This is a genomic window from Peribacillus sp. NPDC058002 (assembly GCF_042886655.1).
Classification (GTDB): domain Bacteria; phylum Bacillota; class Bacilli; order Bacillales; family DSM-1321; genus Peribacillus; species Peribacillus aracenensis.
The window spans coordinates 1-22,430 of the sequence record NZ_JBHVQU010000067.1 but is presented as its reverse complement, the minus strand read 5'-3'; the positions used below and the strand labels follow the sequence as shown (position 1 = coordinate 22,430).

At 40.8% G+C, this 22,430-nt stretch carries 19 protein-coding genes; 1 reads left to right on the top strand and 18 read right to left on the bottom strand.

All coding sequences use genetic code 11. The annotated features are described in order from the left end of the window. Positions 1-125: 125 nt before the first annotated feature. From ACFVSH_RS13605 to ACFVSH_RS13520, 18 genes are all read right to left on the bottom strand, one after another. The gene (locus ACFVSH_RS13605) at positions 126-917 is read right to left on the bottom strand and encodes a DUF817 domain-containing protein (protein ID WP_387706397.1); all 792 of its coding nucleotides are present in this window, start codon (positions 915-917) and stop codon (positions 126-128) included. 72 nt (positions 918-989) lie between these two features. Beyond that, positions 990-1,211: a helix-turn-helix domain-containing protein gene (locus ACFVSH_RS13600; protein ID WP_387600886.1), complete on the bottom strand. Its 222-nt coding sequence runs from the start codon at positions 1,209-1,211 to the stop codon at positions 990-992. A gap of 10 nt (positions 1,212-1,221) precedes the next feature. Beyond that, positions 1,222-1,704, bottom strand: a complete 483-nt coding sequence (locus tag ACFVSH_RS13595; protein ID WP_387706395.1) for a DUF2975 domain-containing protein — start codon at positions 1,702-1,704, stop codon at positions 1,222-1,224. Positions 1,705-1,930: 226 nt separating this feature from the next. Then, positions 1,931-5,140 (bottom strand): DEAD/DEAH box helicase, encoded by a 3,210-nt coding sequence (locus tag ACFVSH_RS13590; protein ID WP_387706393.1) that lies wholly within the window; start codon positions 5,138-5,140, stop codon positions 1,931-1,933. A 189-nt stretch (positions 5,141-5,329) separates the two neighbouring features. After that, entirely contained in the window at positions 5,330-5,563 is a 234-nt protein-coding gene (locus tag ACFVSH_RS13585; protein WP_387600877.1) for a YczF family membrane protein, read from the bottom strand. An 18-nt stretch (positions 5,564-5,581) separates the two neighbouring features. Continuing rightward, positions 5,582-6,700 (bottom strand): GerAB/ArcD/ProY family transporter, encoded by a 1,119-nt coding sequence (locus ACFVSH_RS13580; RefSeq protein ID WP_387600874.1) that lies wholly within the window; start codon positions 6,698-6,700, stop codon positions 5,582-5,584. Positions 6,701-6,721: 21 nt separating this feature from the next. Continuing rightward, positions 6,722-7,945 carry a Ger(x)C family spore germination protein gene (locus ACFVSH_RS13575; protein ID WP_387600871.1) on the bottom strand — a complete coding sequence of 408 codons (1,224 nt, stop codon included), beginning with the start codon at positions 7,943-7,945 and terminating at the stop codon, positions 6,722-6,724. Further along, the gene (locus tag ACFVSH_RS13570; protein WP_387600868.1) at positions 7,935-9,572 is read right to left on the bottom strand and encodes a spore germination protein; all 1,638 of its coding nucleotides are present in this window, start codon (positions 9,570-9,572) and stop codon (positions 7,935-7,937) included. Before ACFVSH_RS13570 ends, ACFVSH_RS13575 begins: the two co-directional genes overlap by 11 nt. 178 nt (positions 9,573-9,750) lie before the next feature. Then, a complete protein-coding gene (locus ACFVSH_RS13565; RefSeq protein WP_260285562.1) occupies positions 9,751-10,362 on the bottom strand; it encodes a DedA family protein in 612 nt (203 codons plus the stop codon). Between the two features lie 79 nt (positions 10,363-10,441). Beyond that, a complete protein-coding gene (locus ACFVSH_RS13560) occupies positions 10,442-11,092 on the bottom strand; it encodes a phosphatase PAP2 family protein (protein ID WP_387600863.1) in 651 nt (216 codons plus the stop codon). Positions 11,093-11,614: 522 nt separating this feature from the next. Beyond that, on the bottom strand, positions 11,615-12,853 hold the full coding sequence (locus ACFVSH_RS13555; protein ID WP_387706399.1) for a cytochrome P450: 1,239 nt from the start codon (positions 12,851-12,853) through the stop codon (positions 11,615-11,617). 805 nt (positions 12,854-13,658) lie between these two features. Then, on the bottom strand, positions 13,659-13,841 hold the full coding sequence (locus tag ACFVSH_RS13550) for a DUF4083 family protein (protein WP_387600860.1): 183 nt from the start codon (positions 13,839-13,841) through the stop codon (positions 13,659-13,661). 291 nt (positions 13,842-14,132) lie between these two features. Next, complete coding sequence (locus ACFVSH_RS13545) at positions 14,133-15,572, bottom strand: amino acid permease (RefSeq protein WP_387706391.1); 1,440 nt, start codon at positions 15,570-15,572, stop codon at positions 14,133-14,135. 62 nt (positions 15,573-15,634) lie between these two features. Beyond that, positions 15,635-16,909: a peptidase gene (locus ACFVSH_RS13540; RefSeq protein ID WP_387706389.1), complete on the bottom strand. Its 1,275-nt coding sequence runs from the start codon at positions 16,907-16,909 to the stop codon at positions 15,635-15,637. Positions 16,910-16,934: 25 nt separating this feature from the next. Then, positions 16,935-18,116, bottom strand: a complete 1,182-nt coding sequence (locus ACFVSH_RS13535) for a thiolase family protein (RefSeq protein WP_387600851.1) — start codon at positions 18,114-18,116, stop codon at positions 16,935-16,937. Between the two features lie 11 nt (positions 18,117-18,127). Beyond that, entirely contained in the window at positions 18,128-18,787 is a 660-nt protein-coding gene (locus ACFVSH_RS13530; protein WP_260285568.1) for a 3-oxoacid CoA-transferase subunit B, read from the bottom strand. Next, positions 18,772-19,470: a CoA transferase subunit A gene (locus ACFVSH_RS13525; protein ID WP_387600847.1), complete on the bottom strand. Its 699-nt coding sequence runs from the start codon at positions 19,468-19,470 to the stop codon at positions 18,772-18,774. Before ACFVSH_RS13525 ends, ACFVSH_RS13530 begins: the two co-directional genes overlap by 16 nt. Beyond that, positions 19,451-20,818, bottom strand: a complete 1,368-nt coding sequence (locus tag ACFVSH_RS13520; protein WP_387706387.1) for an aspartate aminotransferase family protein — start codon at positions 20,816-20,818, stop codon at positions 19,451-19,453. Before ACFVSH_RS13520 ends, ACFVSH_RS13525 begins: the two co-directional genes overlap by 20 nt. 159 nt (positions 20,819-20,977) lie before the next feature. Here ACFVSH_RS13520 and ACFVSH_RS13515 point away from each other — a divergent pair. Next, positions 20,978-22,430: PucR family transcriptional regulator (locus ACFVSH_RS13515; protein ID WP_387706385.1), on the top strand; the 1,453-nt coding region annotated here is incomplete at its 3' end.

Genomic DNA, 22,430 nt, shown 5'->3' with positions numbered 1-22,430 from the left:
GAGACCCCACAGGCGTTTACGCCGAGGAGGCTCACCGCCCGCCCCGCGGAAAGCGGGCATCTGGATGGGAAATCAACCACACCCCTTTACTTGGTAAATAGCAACAAAGTAGCGAAAACAGCCTTTTATAAAAATTGACTTGCATCCATCTTAGTGGAACTTTTCCACTTAACTTGTTTTAGCGTCGCTACTATAAGAAAGCTAACAATCACTAATAAGAGCCATGAACTTACCTTCCCTAAATGAACGAGACTCCATGCATCGGTTTGGTTTGGATATTCCCAAGCTCCAAAGAACGTTGCGATATTTTCGGCTATCCATATAAAAAATCCGATGAGAACGAATGAAAGTGCGATTGGCATACGATAATGAGTTCCGCCAACCTCGTATGTGACCCATGATCGCCAAAAGACGATGATGACAAGTCCAGATAACCACCAACGAACATCAATCCAATAATGGTGGGTGAAAAAATTCAAATAAATCGCAGCAGCAAGGGATACAACGGCCAAAAACGGCGGCCACTTGACCAGTTCAACCTTTAACCTCCTCCACGCTTGGCAAAGATAACTCGCTACACTTGCGTACATGAATCCGCTATACAGCGGCACACCAAAAATTTTGAAATAGCCTTCCTCTGGATAAGTCCAGGAGCCCATATGTACCTTGAAAAGTTCAAGAGCAAGTCCAATAAGGTGGAACAGTGTGATGACCTTCAGTTCATCCTTTGTTTCAAGCCCGGAACGCACCATCCACCACTGCATCAGAAGGCAGATGATGAGCAGCCAGTCATACCGCGGCAGGAAGGGAAGCGGTATGAATTTTGTAATAGCCAAAGAGGCAAAAATAACGGCAGGGAACAAGCATGATAAAACCTGCTCCCAACCAAAACGAACGAGTTGTTTCAGTGCTCTCATGATTGGTGCCTCCATTTTTTTAATGGTTAAGTGACTCCCCTTTGCTGAAGTCTTTCTTGTTCTTCCACTTTTTCAATCTTGAGTTCCTTCATCATTTCGGTATTCTAATATATCTCCGGGTTGACATTCTAAAGCTTTACAAATCGCCTCTAAAGTTGTTAATCGAATCGCTTTTGCCTTACCGTTTTTCAATATGGAAAGATTGGCCATCGTTATTCCAACCCTCTCGGAAAGTTCTGTAACACTCATTTTCCTTTTAGCCAGCATCACATCAATATTGATTATTATCGCCAAGTTATTCACCTCAGACTATTAAGTCATTTTCTGATTTTATATCGATGGCTTCTTGTAAAAGCCTTTGAAGGACAGCAGCAAAGACTGCAATCACCATTGAAGCAAAAATAACGACCATTCCGATCAATATGATACCTGGGGCGTCGTCCATTTCCGCTATGAGATAAAAGAGCGGCATGCCTACCACATACAAGCCACTGATTGTGATTGCACAATTTTTTATTGTCTTTAAAGCTCTTACAGATAATTCCGAGAAAGCTTTGTTCTTGTCAATATAACTTAAAAGTTTAAAGGCTTGATATAGAGCAAAGTAAAAAGGTATCGCCGATGCATACAAATCGATTAAAACGAGATATTTCAAATAAGTCATATCCGAATATAATTCTGCTGCAAAGTTCGCTATCTCAGGCACAAAAAAGATGCACAAAGCAAGAACAGGCAGTCCAATAAGAATGACAGCTATCTTTAAAAAGAGTGTTGTTCCTAGTTTCATAAAAAGCACCCCACTTATTTATTGTCCATTTAATTTATCATACGATTTATCGTTTTACAATAAAACATTGTTGTTTTATATTATATTATTATCGTTACCTAAATATCCTTTTCTTTTTAAAAAAGAAAAAAAGCATTCCTCATTATAAAGAAATGCTCATGACTAGACTATTCAATTCATAAATTGTTCCTGTCTGTTAAAAAGCTGTGTAACCGCATTCCCCTCCTTATATCATCAGGATTTCCCTGATATCCTCTTCTGTAAGGGCAGACGGCGACTTGTCCCCAGGGTCGATGATTTCTTCAATAAGGTTTCTCTTCTTCTCTTGAAGTTCATTCATTTTTTCTTCAATTGTGCCGCGGGCAATAAGTTTGATGACTTGAACCTCATTCTTCTGCCCCATTCGATGAGCACGGTCCGCAGCTTGTTCTTCAACTGCCGGATTCCACCAAAGGTCATATAGAATGACTGTATCGGCACCCGTCAGATTGAGACCCGTACCGCCCGCTTTCAATGAAATGAGGAATATATCCCGTTCTCCCGCATTAAACCGATTGCAGATTTCCACACGTTCCTTTGATGGAGTTTGCCCATCCAGGTAGAAAAAGGGTTGTCCTTTCATGGCTAGATCCCTGCCGATCATTTGAAGCATTTTTGTAAATTGCGAGAAAATCAGCACCCGTCTTCCAGAAAGCTTCGATTCCTCGACAATTTGCATCAGTTGCTCATATTTTGCTGAACCGCCTTTATATCCGTCCACAAATAAGGCGGGGTGACAGCATATTTGCCGTAGCCGGGTCAAGCCTGCGAGGATCCTGATCCGATTTTTCCGGAGGGTGTCCTTGTCCAGGTGTTTCAGCGTATCATGCCGCAGCTTCGCCAGATAGGCGCCGTACAGTTTCTTCTGATCAGGGAGCAGTTCCATCGATTCCAGGGACTCGATTTTTTCCGGTAGTTCCGCCAGTACGTCCTCTTTCATTCTCCGCAGCAAAAAAGGGCGGATTCTGCGGGAAATCTGCTTCCTTGAGAGGTTGCTGTACTCCTTTAACCCCATGAATAGTTCAGGGAATACGACGTGGAAAAGGGACCAGAGCTCTTCTAGTGAATTCTCGATGGGCGTACCAGTCAATGCGAAGCGATGTGCCGCTTTTATCTTCTTGGCCGCTCGTGCCGTTTGTGTCACTGGGTTCTTAAAGGCCTGTGCTTCATCAAAGAACACCGTATGGAAGTCCTCTTTTTCAAACGATGCGATGTCTTTCCGGAGCAATGGATAAGAGGTGATCACAACATCCACGTCACCTACTTCCTTAAGCAGCTTCGTCCTTTCCGTCTTGTCGCCATCCACGATGACGGCTTGGATATCAGGAGCGAATTTTGTGAATTCACTCAGCCAATTGTAGGTCAATGATGATGGGCAGACAATAAGCGCCGGAACCCTTTTCTTACGGATATCAGGAAGCTCGGATAAAATGAACGCGATGCTTTGCAATGTTTTTCCCAAACCCATATCATCAGCAAGAATCCCGCCAAAACCGTATTGGGCAAGTATTTTCATCCATTTGTAGCCGTTTTTTTGATACTCACGCAAAATCGGGTCCAGACTATTTGGCACCTCGAACTCCAAAGCGCCCGGATACCTGATGTTATCCAAAAACTGCCGGAAGGATTCTTCCATTGTGAATGTCTGGCTGTCATTAACTGAATCAAGGAGCTGCAGCCCTTTTACGATTGGCATGTTCAGCCTGCTTTCCCAGTCTTCATCCTGTACGGGGAGTGCATGAAGAAACCGATTGATTTCCTCGTATTCTCTTGTTTCTAGGGAAAGCAGCGATCCATTCCTTAAACGATAGTATTTCCTTTTTTCTTCAAGCGCTGCTAAGACCTCACGTATTTGTTTATCTGGGATATCATCCATTTCAAATTTGAATTCGAGCCAATTAGTACGTTCCTTTTTCATTTTCACCCTAATGCGCGGTGCAGCATTCCCTCGGGAAATTCGGTTTCTTACAGCGGTCGTGGCATAGATTTGCACCAGCTTCTGGAGTTTCGGAACGATGTGGTACAAAAACTCATACTCCAACTCTTCGTTATGCAAGAAATAGCCGCCGTCCGTCTTGGCAAACTGGCTATCCTCCATCAGCTTTAGTATCTCCGCCTCCTTCTCTACATCCCTTATCACCTTGGATTCTTGTTTTTCCAAAGGGTTGATCACGATATTCCCATATTGGAATTCCAGTCCCGCAAGCAGCCTGTTTTTCACACGATCCAAGTATAGCTTCGCAACCAGCGGTATCTTCAAGAACAATTCAGTGATGGATCTTGCTATATGGACTTTACCGAGTCTTTTCAAACCTGGTACCACTTTGTCCATGAATAATTCCAGCTGGTCATGATGGATTGGAATTTGATTCATCCCCGAATCCTCCATCATTTGCTTTAACTCTGAAAGGCGTTGGAAATCCTCATTTTCGAGCTGAACCAATTTCCCTTCAAATAGAACCAATGTGTATGCATTCATGACAATCATCTCGTGCAGCCTTTTAATATTCAGTTGATAGCCTTTGACCTCGCTTTCAGTAAAGTCAAACTGTAAAGGAAGCGGTCCGTTTGATACACGAAAGCCATTGAATGTAAGGCCGCCATAGGCAAGCTTCACCGCTGGCGCCACTTCAAGGATGGGGACAAGCCTTCGAAAAGAAGATGGAGGCAAAAGTAATAAGTGATTGTCCAATGTGTATTCAGATTTATCAGTCAGGGCATCAACATAGACTTTTTCATCCGATATCACTGTAATAAGCTCCTGAAGCACGGAATCATTTTCATTCTGAAAACAATGCAGCACCGGGTCATATATAAATGAAAGGGACACTTGGGCAGGCTCTCCTTCTTTAACTCGCTTCAGGAAATCCCGGACATTCGCCACATTGAAAGAACCGATTTTCATTTCCAGTCCTAACATATATTGATCCGTTCCCATCCATACCGGTTTACATGTAAATTCCGCTTCAAGCATCTTTCTTTTTTCAAAGTGGCGCTGATGACCGCTTTTGCGTACAGGCTGATTATTGAAAAGGGTCAGCAAACCCTCAGACAACTTCTTATTGGCTGAAATATCAGAACGAGATACATTAAGGCCATCAGGGATCGTTCCATCTCGCTGGTGATCGCAAACCGACAGCAGAACAGCTGCAATATGCTGACAATCCTTTTGGTAGGAAGCTAACGATGGACAACTGCATTTAGTCCGAAAACCACCGACAGAATCCACTTCAATCGAGACATGGAAATCTTCCATTCCTTTAACCGTTGCTTCACAACCATCAGGACGGAAACTTTCAAATGTCACTTTATTGGCTCGATAAAAAGCTTCCCCTCTTTTGAAGGAGACGGCCCCGCACATGTCTTTTATGATTTTTTGATTTAATTTGATATCCAAATTGCCGTCCTCCCTCCTGAGGTTTTTTTGTTAATTGATTTTACATTCCGCTAAAAAATAAAGCTCATTTAATCATCATACTATGAAATGGGTATACGAGGTTGCAAAAAAGCAAAAAGACAAACTCTCTCATTCAATTCAATATTTGAATGAGGGAATTTATCTTTAGTTCAGCAACGAATTGCAACTTTATTGTTGCCCTTTGACTTTGTTGCCTTTCTTTTTTTTTCGATAAATGAAGCTGAACAATAAAGCCACAAGAAGAACAAGAAATAGGATTAGTTCAGCCGGGTCTTTCACCAAAAAAGGGTTCAAGGCATGCTTTATTGAATTATCCAAATCAAATCCTAAAAGAATATCCATACCTAAAGAAAAGGCCACTAATGGAATGAGCATCAAAACCGTAATACCGAAGATTTTCATTTTTCATCTATTCCCCTTTTAGGAACTTATTTTGGTGCTGGCCTTGCTTCTTTTTCGATTCTTAAAAAAGGCAATGATCAAGAGAAGCATCGGGATGATCACTTGAAATGGGAGGTGGATATAGATCGGAACGGCGTCTAATCCTTCTTGGATATGTTCCGAATAGTTGCTTGCGATTACAATGGAAATCAGTAAAATGACAATGCCTACGGGGTAAGCAAGTCTGGAGGGCTGTTTAACATTGAAAACATTCGCCGTACCCGTTACCGCTGCATAGGTAAATATACTTACCTTGATGAACCCGCCAATCATCAGCTTCACTAAAAAATAAACATCGAGGCGTTCGAGAAAGCCAGCGATCTCAATGGACTGAATTTGTGAAAGCAGAGGATATTGCGAACGAGTTGTAAGATCCACTCCAAGTACCGCTACGTTCATAGCCATTGTAAACGCGAGAAAAATACCGCCTGCAACCAAACCCCCGCTCCCAATTTTTTTCAGTCGCTGAGGTTCTTTCAAATAAGGAAAAATCATTAAAAAGACAATGATTTCGCCAAATGGAAAGTATATGGTTTCAGTAAAGGCCATTTTCATCATCTCCGCCCCACTGATTTCGAAAACGGGCTTTAAGTTGTTTAAATGGATCATGCCTGAAACGACTACCAGAAAAACGAATGTCAGGAAAAGTAAATTCTCCAAGACAAAAAATATTTCACCCGTCCTTGCCATTACCTCTATCCCTTTACGAACCGTAAATACCGTTACCAAAATGAATGTTGCATTAGCAAAAAATAATGGAACATGAGGATAGGCAAAAGTAAGCAGCGTCTCCCCGAAATCCCTCAGCACCCTTGCAGCGAGATATACAAAATAAAGAATGTATAAAAAGGCTACTATCCTTCCTAAGAAGTTCCCCAATATACTTCTTACAAAATCAGTTAACAGCTGATCAGGGTAGTATTGAAAAAGGCCATAATAAACGGAAAATAATAAAAAACCGCCTATCATCGCAATAAGAATGACTAGCCAAGCATCCTGTTTAGCATCTCCTGCAAGAGGAACCAATAGAGCACTGCCCATTTCAAACAGGAAAATAAGGACGAACAGCTGATAGCCGCTAATTTTTGCCTTTTCCATGAGGATGCCACTTCCTTCCCATTATTGATCACCCTTTTTAATATTTGAAAGATACGGCTTATTACGTAATCCTGTGCGGCGAACGAAAGTCTTTACCTGTACCTGTGCCTCCAGCTTAGAAAAAGTAGCATCATCCCAATCCTTTTCTAACTTCTTCCATACTTTTGGATGGGATTCATGCATGATTTCACCAATTCCAAAAATATCGGATTTATTTTTTTGAGCACGACCGATTGCACTTTCCATCTCCTTTTTTAAATCTTTTGCCAATTCCTTTTCAATGTCTATCAGAACGTGCGGACTTCCAAGGTTCACAGGAACATTCGCTTCGCGAATATCTCCTTCTGCATAGACTTTTATAAATACCTTTGGTTTACCATTTTCCATTTTTACCGAAACATTGGTTTTTTGGCGAATCACTTTATAGGTTATTGCGTCTTTTTTGCCCTTCCAATCAATGTTCAGGTTTGTATTTTCAATCCTATCCATTACCCACATTGAGCCTATTGCCATGTCACCATCCAACCAGTCAATCAATTTTCCATCTTTAAAAACACCTATACCAGCTGCCTTTGGGTTTGCCTTAATATCCGAAGACTGAGTGTTCTCCATTGTGTCTGCTTTCCCTTTCTGGCCCTTCACGGTAAAACCACTTATTACCGGTTCTTTTCCGGTACTTACAAGATTCTTGATCACTTCTTGAAGATTCATATTGACACTTCCACCTTGCTGTTTTTCCGTAGATTCAATTGTCCTGATGATTTTTTCCGCTGTTACTTTATCGATTGCCGTCAGCGTTTCGACTATTTCCCTTGCTTTTACACCACGGGCAATCACGATCCTCGTAGTCGCCCTAAATTCAGGGGAACGTTCAAAGGCATCAAAAATCGCGTTGATGCCCTCTTCTTTTGCTATTTCCTCACCTATGACAATCAGGTTTGCATGGGCAAAATACATATCCCTTGAAATTTCGTTTGAAGCATTACTATCCATTTCCAATATATTATCTCCGCTGGCCCTATAAATGGAGATGGGTGGATTTGTTCCGCCGCCTCCTTGAAGAGCTCCCGCAACATTGCTTGGATTAATGGTTTGAAACGTTGCCACTAATTTCCCTTCTTTATTTTTATCGATTCCCACTGCCGCAACGATGGCCATTTCGTTTAACTCTTTTTTATCCCAACAGCCGGAGGTGAATGTAGTGCCGATCAACATCAAGAGCAGGACTAATCTTTTACGATTCATTGCCTTCACCTTTTTTCTGGTCAGAAGTTTTCATTCCACGCGATTCAGGAGGCAGAGGTCTTTGATTATCGCCTTCCCTTATCAGATTATTTTTGTTGGTTAATAACTTTGGCCTCTCTTTAAACGCCCACATCGGTCTTCTGAAGAATGTGTCGCCTAACCCTGCCGGATTCAGAGGGGCCAGCGGTGTCATATAAGGAACTCCAAGTGAACGAAGGCTGCATAAATGGACAATAAGGACAATAAAGGCTAAAATCATGCCATAAAAACCTAAAACACCGGCACAAATGATAAATCCAAACCGCACTATACGGGCGGAAATGGCTATTGCATAAGATGGGGTAGCAAAACTGGCAATCGCCGTGATCGAAACGATGATGACCATTGCCGGCGATACGACGCCAGCCTGGACTGCCGCCTGCCCAATCACCAATGCTCCGACAATGGACATGGTCGAACCAACAGCCTTTGGCATCCGAAGGCTTGCTTCCCTTAATATTTCAAAGGTCATTTCCATGAGAAGCGCTTCAACGACGGCCGGCAATGGTACCGTTTCCCTTTGGGCCGCAACGATGATCAGCAGCTTCGTTGGGATCATTTCCTGATGAAAAGTCGTGGCTGCAACATAGACAGCCGGTCCGACTATGGAAATAATGAAAACGATGATCCGTAAAAAGCGTGTGGCTGAAGCAATATCGAAGCGATTATAGTAATCTTCGACAGATTGGAAAAACTGGACGAATAAGGCCGGTGCCACCAAGACAAAAGGCGTTCCATTAACGAATATAGCCACTCTTCCTTCCAGTAGGTTCCCTGCGACCATATCCGGCCGTTCTGTATGATTAAGGGTTGGGAATGGGGTCATGACCTGGTCTTCTATCAATTGTTCAATATATCCTGATTCAAGAATGCTATCGATGTTAATTCGATTTAAGCGCTTCTTGACCTCCTCAACAATCCCTTCTATGACAATTCCATTTATATACATGATGGAAACATCCGTTTTTGTCACCGTCCCAATTTTCATCGACTCTACCCATAAATCCGGGGTATTGATGATCCGGCGTAACATGGCGATGTTCGTTCCATTCGATTCCGTAAACCCTTCTCTTGATCCCCGGACAGTCAAATGCGTGCTTGGCTCCTGAATCGAGCGCTGTTCTCCTCCTCTTGTACTGGCAACCAGGGCGATGTTTATTCCATCAACCAAAATGATGCTGTCCCCTGATAATAAGGACAAAAACAATTTTTCCCAATCCTTGACAGTTTCTACACCACCGAGGGAAACCACGTCTTCAGAGATTATATCCAATGCTTCTTGTGGAAGCATTTTTTCTGATAGATGAGGATTTTTCATGATTGACTCAATTAAAAAGTCCGTGACGCTTGGATTATCAACCAGGCCTTGCACATACAAGATTGTTGTTTTCATCTCCGGATTTTGACCGATTTTCAACGTACGGATGATGATGTCCGGACTGTTTCCCGTCCTTTTCTTCACAATTTCCAGATTGGCAGAAATGGAACTTTCAATATAATCAGGCGTTTTGCTTTTGGATTGATTGTCATCTTCCTTTTTCTTTTCACGTTGCTTCACTTGTCTCTTTTGTTTGAAAAAAGAAGCCATAGCACCGAACCTCATTCCTTTTTCGTTTCACTCATTTTGTCCAAAGCACTTCCCCTTTATTCTGAGTTCAGCCGCCTTCTCCATAAGAAAAAGGCTGTCGCAATGACAGCCTTTGGTTTTCATTTTCGGTTATGTAATGAAGGTGCCGACTCTAACGGCCCAATCAACTAAACTGAAATTATACTTTGCCTTTATTCCTTCTTAAAATCAAAACAACGAAAATAATGAATAACAAGGCCAATATCGCATAAACGATATTTGAATAAATGTCCATATACCCTACAATATCTTCCCACGAAGATCCAACAGCTGCACCGATATTCACTAAAATGATGTTCCAAATCAGTGTTCCGGCTGTTGTGTAAAGCAGAAAGAGCCAAAAACTCATATGGGACATGCCAGCCGGAATCGAAATCAGGCTTCTGATCAGCGGAACCAATCTGCAGAAAAACACGGTCCATGACCCGTACTTGTCAAACCATGAATTCGCCTTATGGACGTCCGATACCGTTAATCTAAGAATATGGCCCCATCTTTCCACGAACTTTTCAATGACCTTCACATCTAGAAGTAAACCAATTCCATAAAGGACGACTGCCCCTGCCACTGACCCTATAGTCGATGCGATCACGACACCCATGATCGTCATGTTCGCTGTAGTCGTCATGAAACCGCCAAAAGTAAGAATGACCTCAGACGGGATCGGCGGAAAAATATTTTCCAATGCTATCAATAGAAAGATACCCATATATCCAAAATCATTCATGAATTCCGTAATCCAGTTTTCCAATTAATACGCTCCTAACTTTCTTGAATCAACAGCTGACTTACCTGCCGGCTGCTTATCTTGTATAACCTTGCTTCCTTTATTAACGATCTTTGTTCTTCCGCCGGTCTTGATACCTTTGGAAAAACCAAATGGAAATCGCAATCCAACAACCACCTGCCAAATATCCGGCAATGATATCACTAGGATAATGGACCCCTAAATATATTCGGCTTATACCGATCGAGAGGATCATCATCATGCTGAACAGAATCAATAGAATCCTCGCCCACCTAGCCGTAATGTGACGCCAAAGCAGAAACGTGAGAATACCGTATAAAGAGAATGCATTCATGGCATGTCCACTGGGGAAACTGTACCCCCCTATTTCGATGAGCCGATGTAAATCGGGCCGGGCGCGTTGAAAGAATAGCTTAACAATCAAATTGAGAAGAGGTGAACCAATCATGACTGCAGTGAATAGGACTAGTTCCAAACGATGCTTCAAAACCCTATATAAGAAAAACAAAATGACCAAGGAAAGGATGAGTATGGAAACGGTTGAACCTATGTAGGTAAAGAACTTCATGATGTCCGTCAGAAGGGGAGATTCCATTCCTTGCACCAAGGAAATCACATCTTGATCAAATTTCAGGTATTCATTTGCACTTATGGTAAATGCCATGAAACTGAACCCGATCAAAGAAAGTACACTTATTATAAAGGCAATGGTTAATTGCTGCTTTAATTTCATAATAACATCCTTTCACTTTTTAAAACCGTTTCATTTGGAAATTTCCATTTTACCATATCTTCATCATTGCATGGTTTAACGTAAATGCTTGATCGCCAGTCAACCTAATTCGCGGTACATGCCTGGGCACAAAATTCGTTACTTTATCATACTACCCTATTCGTCATTGTCACCTCAACTTCAGGTTACTATAACATTTCATGCCGACCGTTTCAGGAAGTGACAGGAACCTGTATGCCATGCGTCCCTACTAAAAAGAAAAGGCTGTTTTCGCATACTTTGTTGCTATTGTAAAGCGGTTGGTTGATTTCCCCACCAGATGCTCGCTTTCCGCGGGGCGGGCGGTGAGCCTCCTCGGCGTAAACGCCTGTGGGGTCTCACCTGTCCCGCTGCTCCCGCAGGAGTCTCGCACTTGCGCTCCAATCAACCTTAAATCGTTTAGTTTTTAAAAACAACAATCTTTACGAAAAGAGCCAAAGAAAAAAACCTTATGCAGGTTAGTGCACAAGGTTTTTTCGTTTTTTAAACTGTAGGGAACGCCCTAAGCGGCAGTGATGTCAAAGTTTGCCCGGTTGCTGAATCGGTAAGTTTCTCTTCCAGCTGGAATGATGGCACCGCTTCAATATGCTTGAATTTCTTCAGGAATGCAGTAAGCGCAATCTTTGCTTCGAGTCTGGCCAACGGCGCTCCCAGGCAGAAATGAGGGCCATTTCCGAAGGTAAGATGTTTCTTATTATTAGGGCGGTGGATATTAAGGGTGAAAGGATCTTCAAACATCTCTTCGTCCAAATTGGCTGCACTCATCCAAACAACAACGTTATCCCCTTCTTTCAATTCCACTCCCAATAGATCGTTATCTTCCTTTACGGTGCGATCCAATTTAATAAGATTGAATCGGAAACGGAGCATTTCTTCGACCGCCTGCGGAACCAGATCCAGGTTTTCATGTAACTCTCGATAAACCTCTTTGTCATCGTATAGCAGCGAATAAAAGCTATTGGCCAGTAAATGACTTGTTGTCTCGACCCCCGCTCCTAAAATCAGCATGGTCGTCCGGACAACCTCATCATCCGTAAACATTTCCCCATCCACTTCAGACTTCAATAGATCTGAAATGATATCATCCGCCGGGTTCAATCGTTTTTGCACAACAATCGGATACAAATACTGATAGTATTCTTTTGCTGCCACTTGCTTCAATTCATTTACTTCTTCTTGTTTTTCTTTATCAAACGGAAGGAATAAGATATCCACCCATTTCTTAAACAATAAACGATCTTTCGAGGGAACGCCCATCAAATCCGACATGACAATGATTGGAAGAGGACTCGCCAATGATTGCACAATATCAATCTCCGTTTCCTCATCCATTTCTCCGATCAATTCATCAGCAATCTCCTGAATGCGAGGTTCCCAGTTTTGAAGACTTCTAGGTGTGAATGCTGCGGCAAGCAGTGAACGGCGTTTTCTATGCTCAGGTGGATCAGCTTCAGTGATTTGGATCTTTTCAGGAATGGAACCTTCATCACTATCCGCTCCAACCGAAATGGTAGTCCGTTTCCGAACACTTGAAAAATGTTTATAATCACTGAGAACCCGCTTCACATCTTCATATTTAAAAACATTCCACGTATCCGTTCCTTGGTGATAACTTACGGGGTCATTTTCTAGCATCTGTTTACACCAAGCGTACGGACTAAATTCCTCCGTCCGTGTTTTAAACATAGTAATTTCTTTTACTGCAATAACTTCTTTCATGATACCGACTCCTCCCACTTCTCAAAAGTTACCTAACAAAAGGATCGGATGTTCAGCTTTCTCCATCTCCGCCGATTTGTTATAGGGTCAAGCATTCCTGGTAGACTTTTTCACCGAATCCTTAAATACACATCTATTCCATTATAGGGTAAAACACCGCAACAAACCATGCATCTTCCATACCAGCAGCCGTACATGAAATTTGCACCACGATCCCAACACCCCTATGTAAAACTGCTTATTTTTTACAATTCACTTTCTTTTTCTATTTTTTTATGTCTCTCCATTGATGCTCAAAATCCAATCCTCTTTTTCAAATTCTGAGACAGTGCTTTTCACTAAGTTATTTCACTATAGATTTTTTATAATTGCCGGAGTTTGAACCAGAATGCCTCCACTGCATAGAAAAAACAGCTGCAACATGCAGCTGTCCAGTTTGTTAAACCCTTACTGAATTGAAGAAATTTGTGACACTCCTGCCGAATAACTGGCTAGCCGAGACCTGCTAGATGCTTGCTTTGGTGAGGCTTGGCAGGCAGTCAGCGGAAAGGAAGCGGCTTTCTGAAATCAACTGGAACTTTTTTTGGGGTTTGTAAATCTGATCCGAGATTTCCACTCCAGGCACTCGCTTTCCGCGGGCGGTCCGGGAGCCTCCTCGGCGCTCGTCTGCGGGATCTCCCTTGGACACGCTTTTCCCGCAGGAGTCTCGTACCTTCCGTTCCAATCAACTGGAATTTTACCGAATTAAAAAAACTGCAGGAAAACTCGCTTTTCTTCGAGTTTTCCTGCAGTATGAACGATGCCGCCGTCAATTTTTACCTCTTTTAATCAGTTCCTGTAAATCATCCATTTTCTTTTCCATGATATCCAGTCTGGTTTTACGTTGCTTCATGGAACGGAAAAGCGATATGGTCCCAACGATGATCAGGATTAGAAATACAAGGCAAAACAATTGGTATATCATATCCGCAATATTAAAACCACTACTCACTATGTAATCCCCCTAAATGGCATTCTCAATATTCTATTATACACCAGGAAAAATGAACAATTTAACCTTTTTAAGGGGAATAGAGAATTAACTGTCACTTTTTTTATGTTCCAAAAATTCCATCGTATATTGAATGTAGCTCTTTACAATATCATTTCATGACCAGCCTTTATGCCAAACAAACCCAACAGTTCTTGAGCAGTACGGTTCAATGATCTTCAATTTTGCCGTTTATATATGAAGAAACTTGTTTGCACTTGAGCCATATTATCTGTTATTTATCTTTCACTTTTAACTTTTATTAATTAATCGCACCTTTTCATACTCCTCTTGAACTGATGACCCAACATCTTTCTTTCCGCGTTTTTGCAAAAATAAAATATATATCAAATGAAAAGCAATGGCTACTGGAACACCAATATAAATAGTCAATTTAGTTCCTTCGTCAAATACTAAACTTATTAATACAACTAGATTAAAGACAAATGCCAAGATAGGAACTAAAGGGTAAAATGGGGTCCGAAACTTTAGATCACTAACTTTTCCTCCTTCAGCTAAATATCGTCTGCGGAAAAAATACTGAGATGCCGCAATACTCATCCAAGCCAACATGGATGCCATTCCTGCTACAGAAAGGATCCAGGTATAAATCGTTTCAGCCGCTACTTTTGAAACAAGAATGGACACACAGGAGATTCCCATACTAGCCATTAAAGCAAGTAAAGGCACACCTTGTTTGGTTAACTTTTGAAAGGATCTCGGTGCCATCTTAGAACTAGAAAGAGAGTATAACATCCTGGTTGTAGTATAAAGACCAGAGTTAGCAACAGATAGTAATGAGGTAATAATGACAAAATTCATAATATCGGCTGCATATGGTATACCGATGTTATCTAGTGCTGTGACAAACGGGCTGGCAGCTGGCTGGATTTGTTGCCAAGGAACTATAGAAACAACGATGATTATTGACAAAACAAAGAATAATATTATTCGGTAAGCAGTTTGGTTTATGGCCTTAGGGATCGTCTTCTCGGGATTTTCACTTTCACCAGAAGCAATTCCTATAAGTTCCGTACCGCCTAATGAATAATTAACAGCCATCATAGCAATAACTACTGCAAACATTCCATTAGGAAAGAAGCCAAATTCTGTTAAGTGTGTAAAATAAGGAGCCGCTGGTTCACCCTCAATTGGTACAATACCAAAAATGACGGCTAACCCAATAAAGATAAAAGAGATTATAGCGATTACCTTGATACTCGCAAACCAGAATTCCGTTTCAGCAAAACTGCGTGCAGAAAGGGCATTTACAGAAAATAGTACAATTCCTGCAATTAACGACCAGATCCATGGAGAAATATCAGGGAACCATCTTTGCATCAGCGAACCTATAATGATAATTTCATAGGCTACGGTAGAAGACCACCCAATCCAATAAATCCACCCAACTGTAAAGCCTGTCGATGGATGAATGTATTTAGTCGCATAAGCTTGGAAAGATCCGGATACTGGCATTTCCACTGTCAATTCCCCTAAGCACAGCATAACTAAATACATAATAAGTCCGCCCATCATATAGGCTAAAACTGCGCCTATAGGGCCTGCCTGACTAATCGTAAAACCTGAAGCGTTGAAAAACCCTGCACCGATTACACCACCTAAAGCAATCATAAATAAATGGCGACTTTTCATTACCCTTTTGAGACCTTGTTCATTATCTAATTCAGCCATAATACCCTCCTAAATTAAATCAGCCGTTTTATGCTGAACTAATTATTTCATTTTCATTTAATTCAGATATTATCCTTGATACTACACCACTGAATTATAGTTAATGCAATAATTTCTGCAGATTTAAAAACTTTATCCAATTCAATATACTCATCCGGGAAGTGTGCCATTTCCGTTGTCCCTGGTCCAAAAACCACCGTTGGAATTTCCCCTACTTCTGTAAGCAATCCCCCGTCAGTTCCCCAAGGAGAAGCCTCTATCACGGGTTCTTCACCAGTAGTTTCTCTATATTGGTGAACTAACGTATTCATCAAATCATGTTCAAGATCGATTTCCCCTGGTAGCCATCGAGCACCAAACCATTCTAAGACAGGTGGATTTTCCTTAAACCATGGGTCCAGGACTGAAAGTTGTTGTAGACATTCCTCCATTTCATGTTGTGCAGCTTCTATCTTCTCGTTAGGTGCTACACCCATTCTTCCCTCTATTTTCAGCAAATCAGGTACTGAAGATGGCCAGTTTCCTCCTGAAACTACTCCGATATTAATAGGAATGGGGATAGGTGTCTGCTCGTATAAAGGATCATTAATAAGTTGATTCCGTTTAAACTCCAAAGCCCTGATTTGCTCCGCTAGTACCATTGCTTTATCAAAAGCGCTTACTCCCTCATATCGTGTTCCCCCGTGGGCTGACCGTCCTTTGACAAAGATCCTAAACCACATGGATCCTTGCTGTTTAGGGAAAACTCTCATATTTGTAGGTTCAGTGATTAGTGCAGCATCAGCTTTATAGCCTTTTAGAATAGCAGATAAAGTCCCTGTTCCACCACTCTCTTCTTCTATAACACTCTGAAAAATAACGTCGCCTCTAAGCTTAATATCGAGTTGCAGAATGGCTTGTAAGGCTAAAAGAAATGAAACGAGCCCACCTTTCATATCCGTAACACCACGACCATACATTTTTCCTTCCTTAATCGCTCCACTATAGGGAACATCTGTCCATTGTTCATGATCACCTTCAGGGACAACATCAATATGTCCGTTTAAGATTATGGAACGGCCACCGCCTGTTCCGGGTAGAACACCTACAACATTAGGACTTCCTGTAAAATCATCCCTTGACGAGCAAAAGTAGGGACTTTCGGTTAATTCTTTTCCACATGGCTCCCAGGCATCCACCTTTAACCCCATATTCGATAATACTTCAGTGATTATTGATTGCGCTTTTGCCTCATTTTTAGAAATACTAGGAGATTGTACAAGTCGTTGTAATAATTCTGTACCTTCTTCATAATGCTCTGTTAACCATGTTTGAATTTGTTCTTTGATTAATTGCAATACAGTTCACCTCGCTTTAATGTGGTTATAATGTTAGGTTTTCATATATGACGGTAAGCCCCATTCCTCCGGCCATACATAGCGTCACCATTCCATACTTTGTTTTGGTACGTAACATTTCATTCATTAGACTAACAGTTAGCTTAGCACCAGTTGCTCCAACTGGATGCCCCAATGCAATAGCTCCACCATTAACATTTACTTTTGAATAGTCTAACTCTAGTTCTTTAATAACAGCTAATGCCTGTGCTGCAAAGGCTTCATTAAGCTCAATCAAACCAATATCATCTAAAGTTAATCCGGCTAATTCCAGTGCTTTTTTTGTTGCTGGAACAGGTCCAATCCCCATAATGCCTGGCTCAACACCAGCACTGGAAAATGCTTTCACTTTTAACAAAGGTTTAATACCTTTTTGTATAGCTTTCTTTTTTGACATCATTAAAACTGCTGCTGCTCCATCGTTCATAGGGCACGCATTCCCAGCAGTGATTGACCCATCCGATTTAAAAACAGGTGGAAGATTGATTAATTTTTCTAGCTGAATATCCGAGCGTACAGACTCATCTGCCCTGAATAGGTAAGCTCTTTTCGTATCGGTGACCTGAACTGGTAAAATTTCATCTTTAAAATAATGATTTTCAATAGCCTGAACTGCCTTTTTATGGCTATCAAAGGCAAATTTATCTTGTTCCTCTCGGGAGATACCGTAAATTTGCGTTAAGCGTTCGGCCGTCATTCCCATATGTTCATTTTCCAACGAACAAATTAAACCATCAGTTAATAGGGCATCTTCCATTTCTACGTTCCCAAACTTTGTCCCCCATCTATTTTTAACTATATATGGGACCTGACTCATATTCTCTACCCCACCTGCAATTACCACCTCTTCTTGACCGGCCTTAATCGTTAAGGCCGCGTTAGTAATCGCTTTTAAACTAGAACCACATGCCTTGATCACTACATGTCCTGGAACACTCGTTGGGAATCCAGCTAATTGCGATGATATTCTAGCTGAATTCAATCCTCCCCCATGTACATATCCATGTCCAAATATCACTTCATTTACATCCGCTTTGGTAAGAGTGGTCTTATCCATTAAACCCTCCAATATTTGTCTTCCCATTTCAGTGGCGGAAACACTTTTAAGGGACTTTCCAAATGCACCCACTCCAGTACGAACTCCTGATACGATGACGGCATCTTCCATTTCATTCACTCCTAAACTTTTCCTGTGGTTTTTAATACTTTCAATTGTGCATCTGTATGTTTAATTACATCTTCCACTGTGTAAGGCTCCATAACTTCTTTTAACTCTAATCCTTGTGGCGTTACCTCGATCACAGCCATTTCAGTGATGATCAAACTAACACAACCTTTAGCGGTAAGTGGTAGTGTACATTCCTTCAGTATTTTCGATTTACCTTGTTTGTTTGTATGGTTCATCAATACAATTACCTTTTTAGACTTTTGAGCCAACTCCATCGCCCCACCCATACCAGGGACAAGTTTTCCAGGAACTATCCAATTTGCCAGGTCGCCTTCTTCGCTTACTTCAAGGGCTCCTAAAATGGTAACATCTAAACGGCCTCGCCGGATCATGCCAAATGCAGTAGCACTGTCAAAAAAGGAGGCTCCTTGAACCACCGAACAGGGATAACCACCGGCATTACATAAATTAGGATTAATATCACTCCTGTTTGGTGTCGGACCAGTGCCCAACACTCCATTTTCGGCATGGAATTGGACAGAAATATCCGATGGGATATAATCAGCAATTAATGTAGGAATGCCTATTCCTAGATTAACAATCATTCCATTTTCTATTTCTTGGGCAGCGCGCTTAGCGATACGATGGCGTTCTTCTACTCCCAAACCCATTTCCAATTCACTCCTTCACTTGGAATTACCATATCCACAAAGATTCCAGGGGTTATAATCGATTCTGGATCAAGTTCACCAACTTGAACAATCTCATCTGCTTCAACTATCGTAAAATCCCCCGCCATGGCAACTAAAGGGTTAAAATTACGTGCGCTTTTATCAAATACGAGATTTCCAAGATAATCAGCCTTTGAAGCATGGATTATAGATACTTCAGCAGTTAATGCTGTTTCAATCAAAAATACCTGTCCATTTACAGTAATATGTGTCTTTCCTTCCTCTACAACCGTGGCTAATCCCACATCGGATAAAATACCACCTAATCCCATACCACCGGCTCGAATACGTTCAATCAACGTTCCTTGTGGAGAAAATGTTACGTCCATTTCCCCCTTGTTCATTAATTGACCGGCTATTGGGTTGGAGCCAATATGAGAAGTAATTAGTTTCTTCACCCTTCCTGAACTAATCAATCTCCCAACCCCAACGTCCGGGAAACCTGCGTCATTACCTATTAAACTTAAATGTTTACATCCTTTATTCAATATCCCTTCTACAATGGTAGGGGGAGTGCCAATGCCACCAAATCCTCCGTACATTAAGGAGCATCCGTCGGAAATTCTTTGAAGGGCAGCCTCTAAAGTACTTACCTTTCCTTGTTTAGACTTGGACAGTAGCATTGATCTTGCCCTCCATGTTGAGTTCACATTGCACTTCAGAAATTGCTTCTTCTAAAATATCTACTAAACTATCAATTTCATCTTTTGTAATAACCAAAGGTGGCGAAATGATAATAGCATCCCCCATTCCATTAATGGCTCCTGACGCTGGGTAAACAAGTAACCCTTTTTCAAAGGCTTGTTTAATTACCCTATTTGTTACATTTAATTCAGGTGGATACGGGTTTTTCTTTTCACGGTCGGCTACAAACTCCATTCCAATTAAAAGGCCCTTTCCTCTTACGTCCCCAATCATTTCGCAAGACTTTAAAAGCGCTTTCAATTTACTCATAAGATATACCCCTTGTTCTTCTGCCTTTTCTACCAATTGATGTTTCTCAACGTATTTAATAACCTTTAGCGCAACTGCTGCAGATTGAGGATTGGCACTATAAGTATGGCCTCCCATAATGGACTTAGATCCATTTAATATAGGTTCCATAACTTTATCACTGACTAGAGTAGCTGCCATTGGGGTATACCCTGAGCTCATTCCTTTTCCTAGAGTAATGAGGTCTGGAGTAACATTCCAATGTTCTATTGCAAACATCTTCCCAGTACGGCCTATTCCTGTCATTACCTCATCTGCAATAAATAGGACGTTATAACGCTCACAAATCTCCTTGATTTTTTGATAGTAATTAGCCGGTGGAGTGATGGCCCCCCCAGAAGCACCTATAATTGGCTCGGCAATAAATGCAGCAACACGTTCTTCCCCAATACGCCTAATTTCCATTTCAAGTTCTTGAGCACAAAGAAGACCAAATTCTTCTTCAGTTAAATGATCAGGTCGACGATAAGTGTAAGGGGCAGCTACTGAAGGATAATCAGCTAACATCGCTGCAAACCTCTGTCTTCTTAATATATGTCCTGACATGGATAATGCTCCCATTGTAATGCCATGATAACTAGTCCACCTAGATATAATGCGATCCTTTTGTGGTTGTCCTTTTTCTTGCCAATATTGTATAGCAATCTTCATCGCTGTCTCGGTCGCTTCTGAACCACTATTTACAAAGAATGACCAATTAAGATCTCCCGGAGCCAATTGACTCAATTTCTCTGCTAGTTTTTCAGCCGGTTCATTGGTAAATTGTGATCTATAAGAAAATGAAATTTTTTCTGCCTGTGCAAGGGTTTCTTTAATAATCTCCTGTACACCGTGTCCAATACTTACCGTTACAGCTCCAGACGACCCATCCATATATTTCTTACCGCCCTGATCATATATATATATGCCTTTTGCAGATGCAGCTATTGGATATTGCTGTCCTAATACCGGTTTAATTAAATAATCTCGTTCCTTCATCCATTACATCTCCTTTGGAATTATAAGAGTATATGAAAACTTTATTAAAATTTCTGACAGATAACAATTTGACAAACGTATGAAAAAATAGATGTTCCATTATACACCGCGTATAATGGATGATAGGATAAACTAAGTTTAATCACTAGGGGGCTATCTATGGCTATTCGGATTTCAGAAGCTTTGCAACTGCCTATCATGAAACAAACAAAATTAAAGGCTGGAAAAAAGGGGTTACAAAATTGGATCAAATGGGTAACTATTGTGGAGGTAATTGAAGATATCTATCGTTTACAAGATGGAGAGTTTTTGATCACAACAGGATTCGGATTAGGAGAAAATACGAAGAAACGCAAGGAATTCGAAAAGCTTTTATCCATCGGAAAACTATCTGGAATAGCTATATATACAGGATTTTATTTAAAGGAAATTCCAAAATCATTTATTACCATCGCAGATGAATATGCCTTACCTTTAATTGAAATTCCAGCGAACATAAACTTTTCTATGATTACAAAAGAACTACTGGTACAAATTGTTAACAAACAAAGCCAAACATTTGAATATTCACTACGAATCCATCAGGATTTTACACGGCTTGTATTAGAACAACACGGATTTGACCCCATTACAAAAACCCTTCATGAAATAATTGATGCAAGTGTAATCCTTATAGCAAAAGATGAAATAATAAGTTCCTACATAAAACATGACTTCATTGATATTAACAATTTAAAAAATCTAAATGAAAAACAAATGGATAACTACAAAATTAATAGTCAACCTATTATAGCTAATAAAAATACCTATGGAAGTCTACTCATTATAAAGGAAAAAAGGTTATCGGATGAATTGGATTCAATTGCAATTGAGCATGCCACTACTGTATTTGCGATTGAATTTTTGCGGAGGAAAGCAGTGGAGGAGACACAATTGAGGCTCACTAGTGACTTCCTGGAAGAAGTATTAAATCCTATAATCCCAAATAATAAAGATATGATCGAGAGAGGACGTAAACTGGGAGTAGACCTAACGAATCCACAAAGTATCATATACATTTATTTTCCATTATTGAAAGAGGAGAAAATCAAGGAAAAATACAATGAGTTAACCGAAACTATTCAATACACCATGGGAAAGTCAAAAATCCCCTACCTCATGAGGACAAAATCCGATAGTGTCATTATTTTGGTGGAAGCAAAACCTGGATTAAATATTTTAGAGTTAGCTGAGAACCTCTTGAATAATTGGAATTCGACATTATCAAATGAACAAATAGCTATAGGTATTGGTAAAACAACTGCCGACGTTTATCAATTACACAAAAGTGCTGCTGAATCTGAGCAAGCAGCGCGATTTTCCCAAATTCTATTTAAACCAAAATCCATAGTCCATTATAACGATTTTGGCGTATATCAATTACTCATTGAAATGAAAGAATCAGGGGTAGATTTAGAAGAGTTTTACCAAAAATACATTGGAAATCTACTTGATTCAAAAGGTATAGACCTCATTACTACACTTGAAGCTTATCTTTTTTTCAATCAAAGTATCAAAGAAACAGCAAGCGAGCTATATATTCATCGCCATACACTGAAGTACAGGTTAGAAC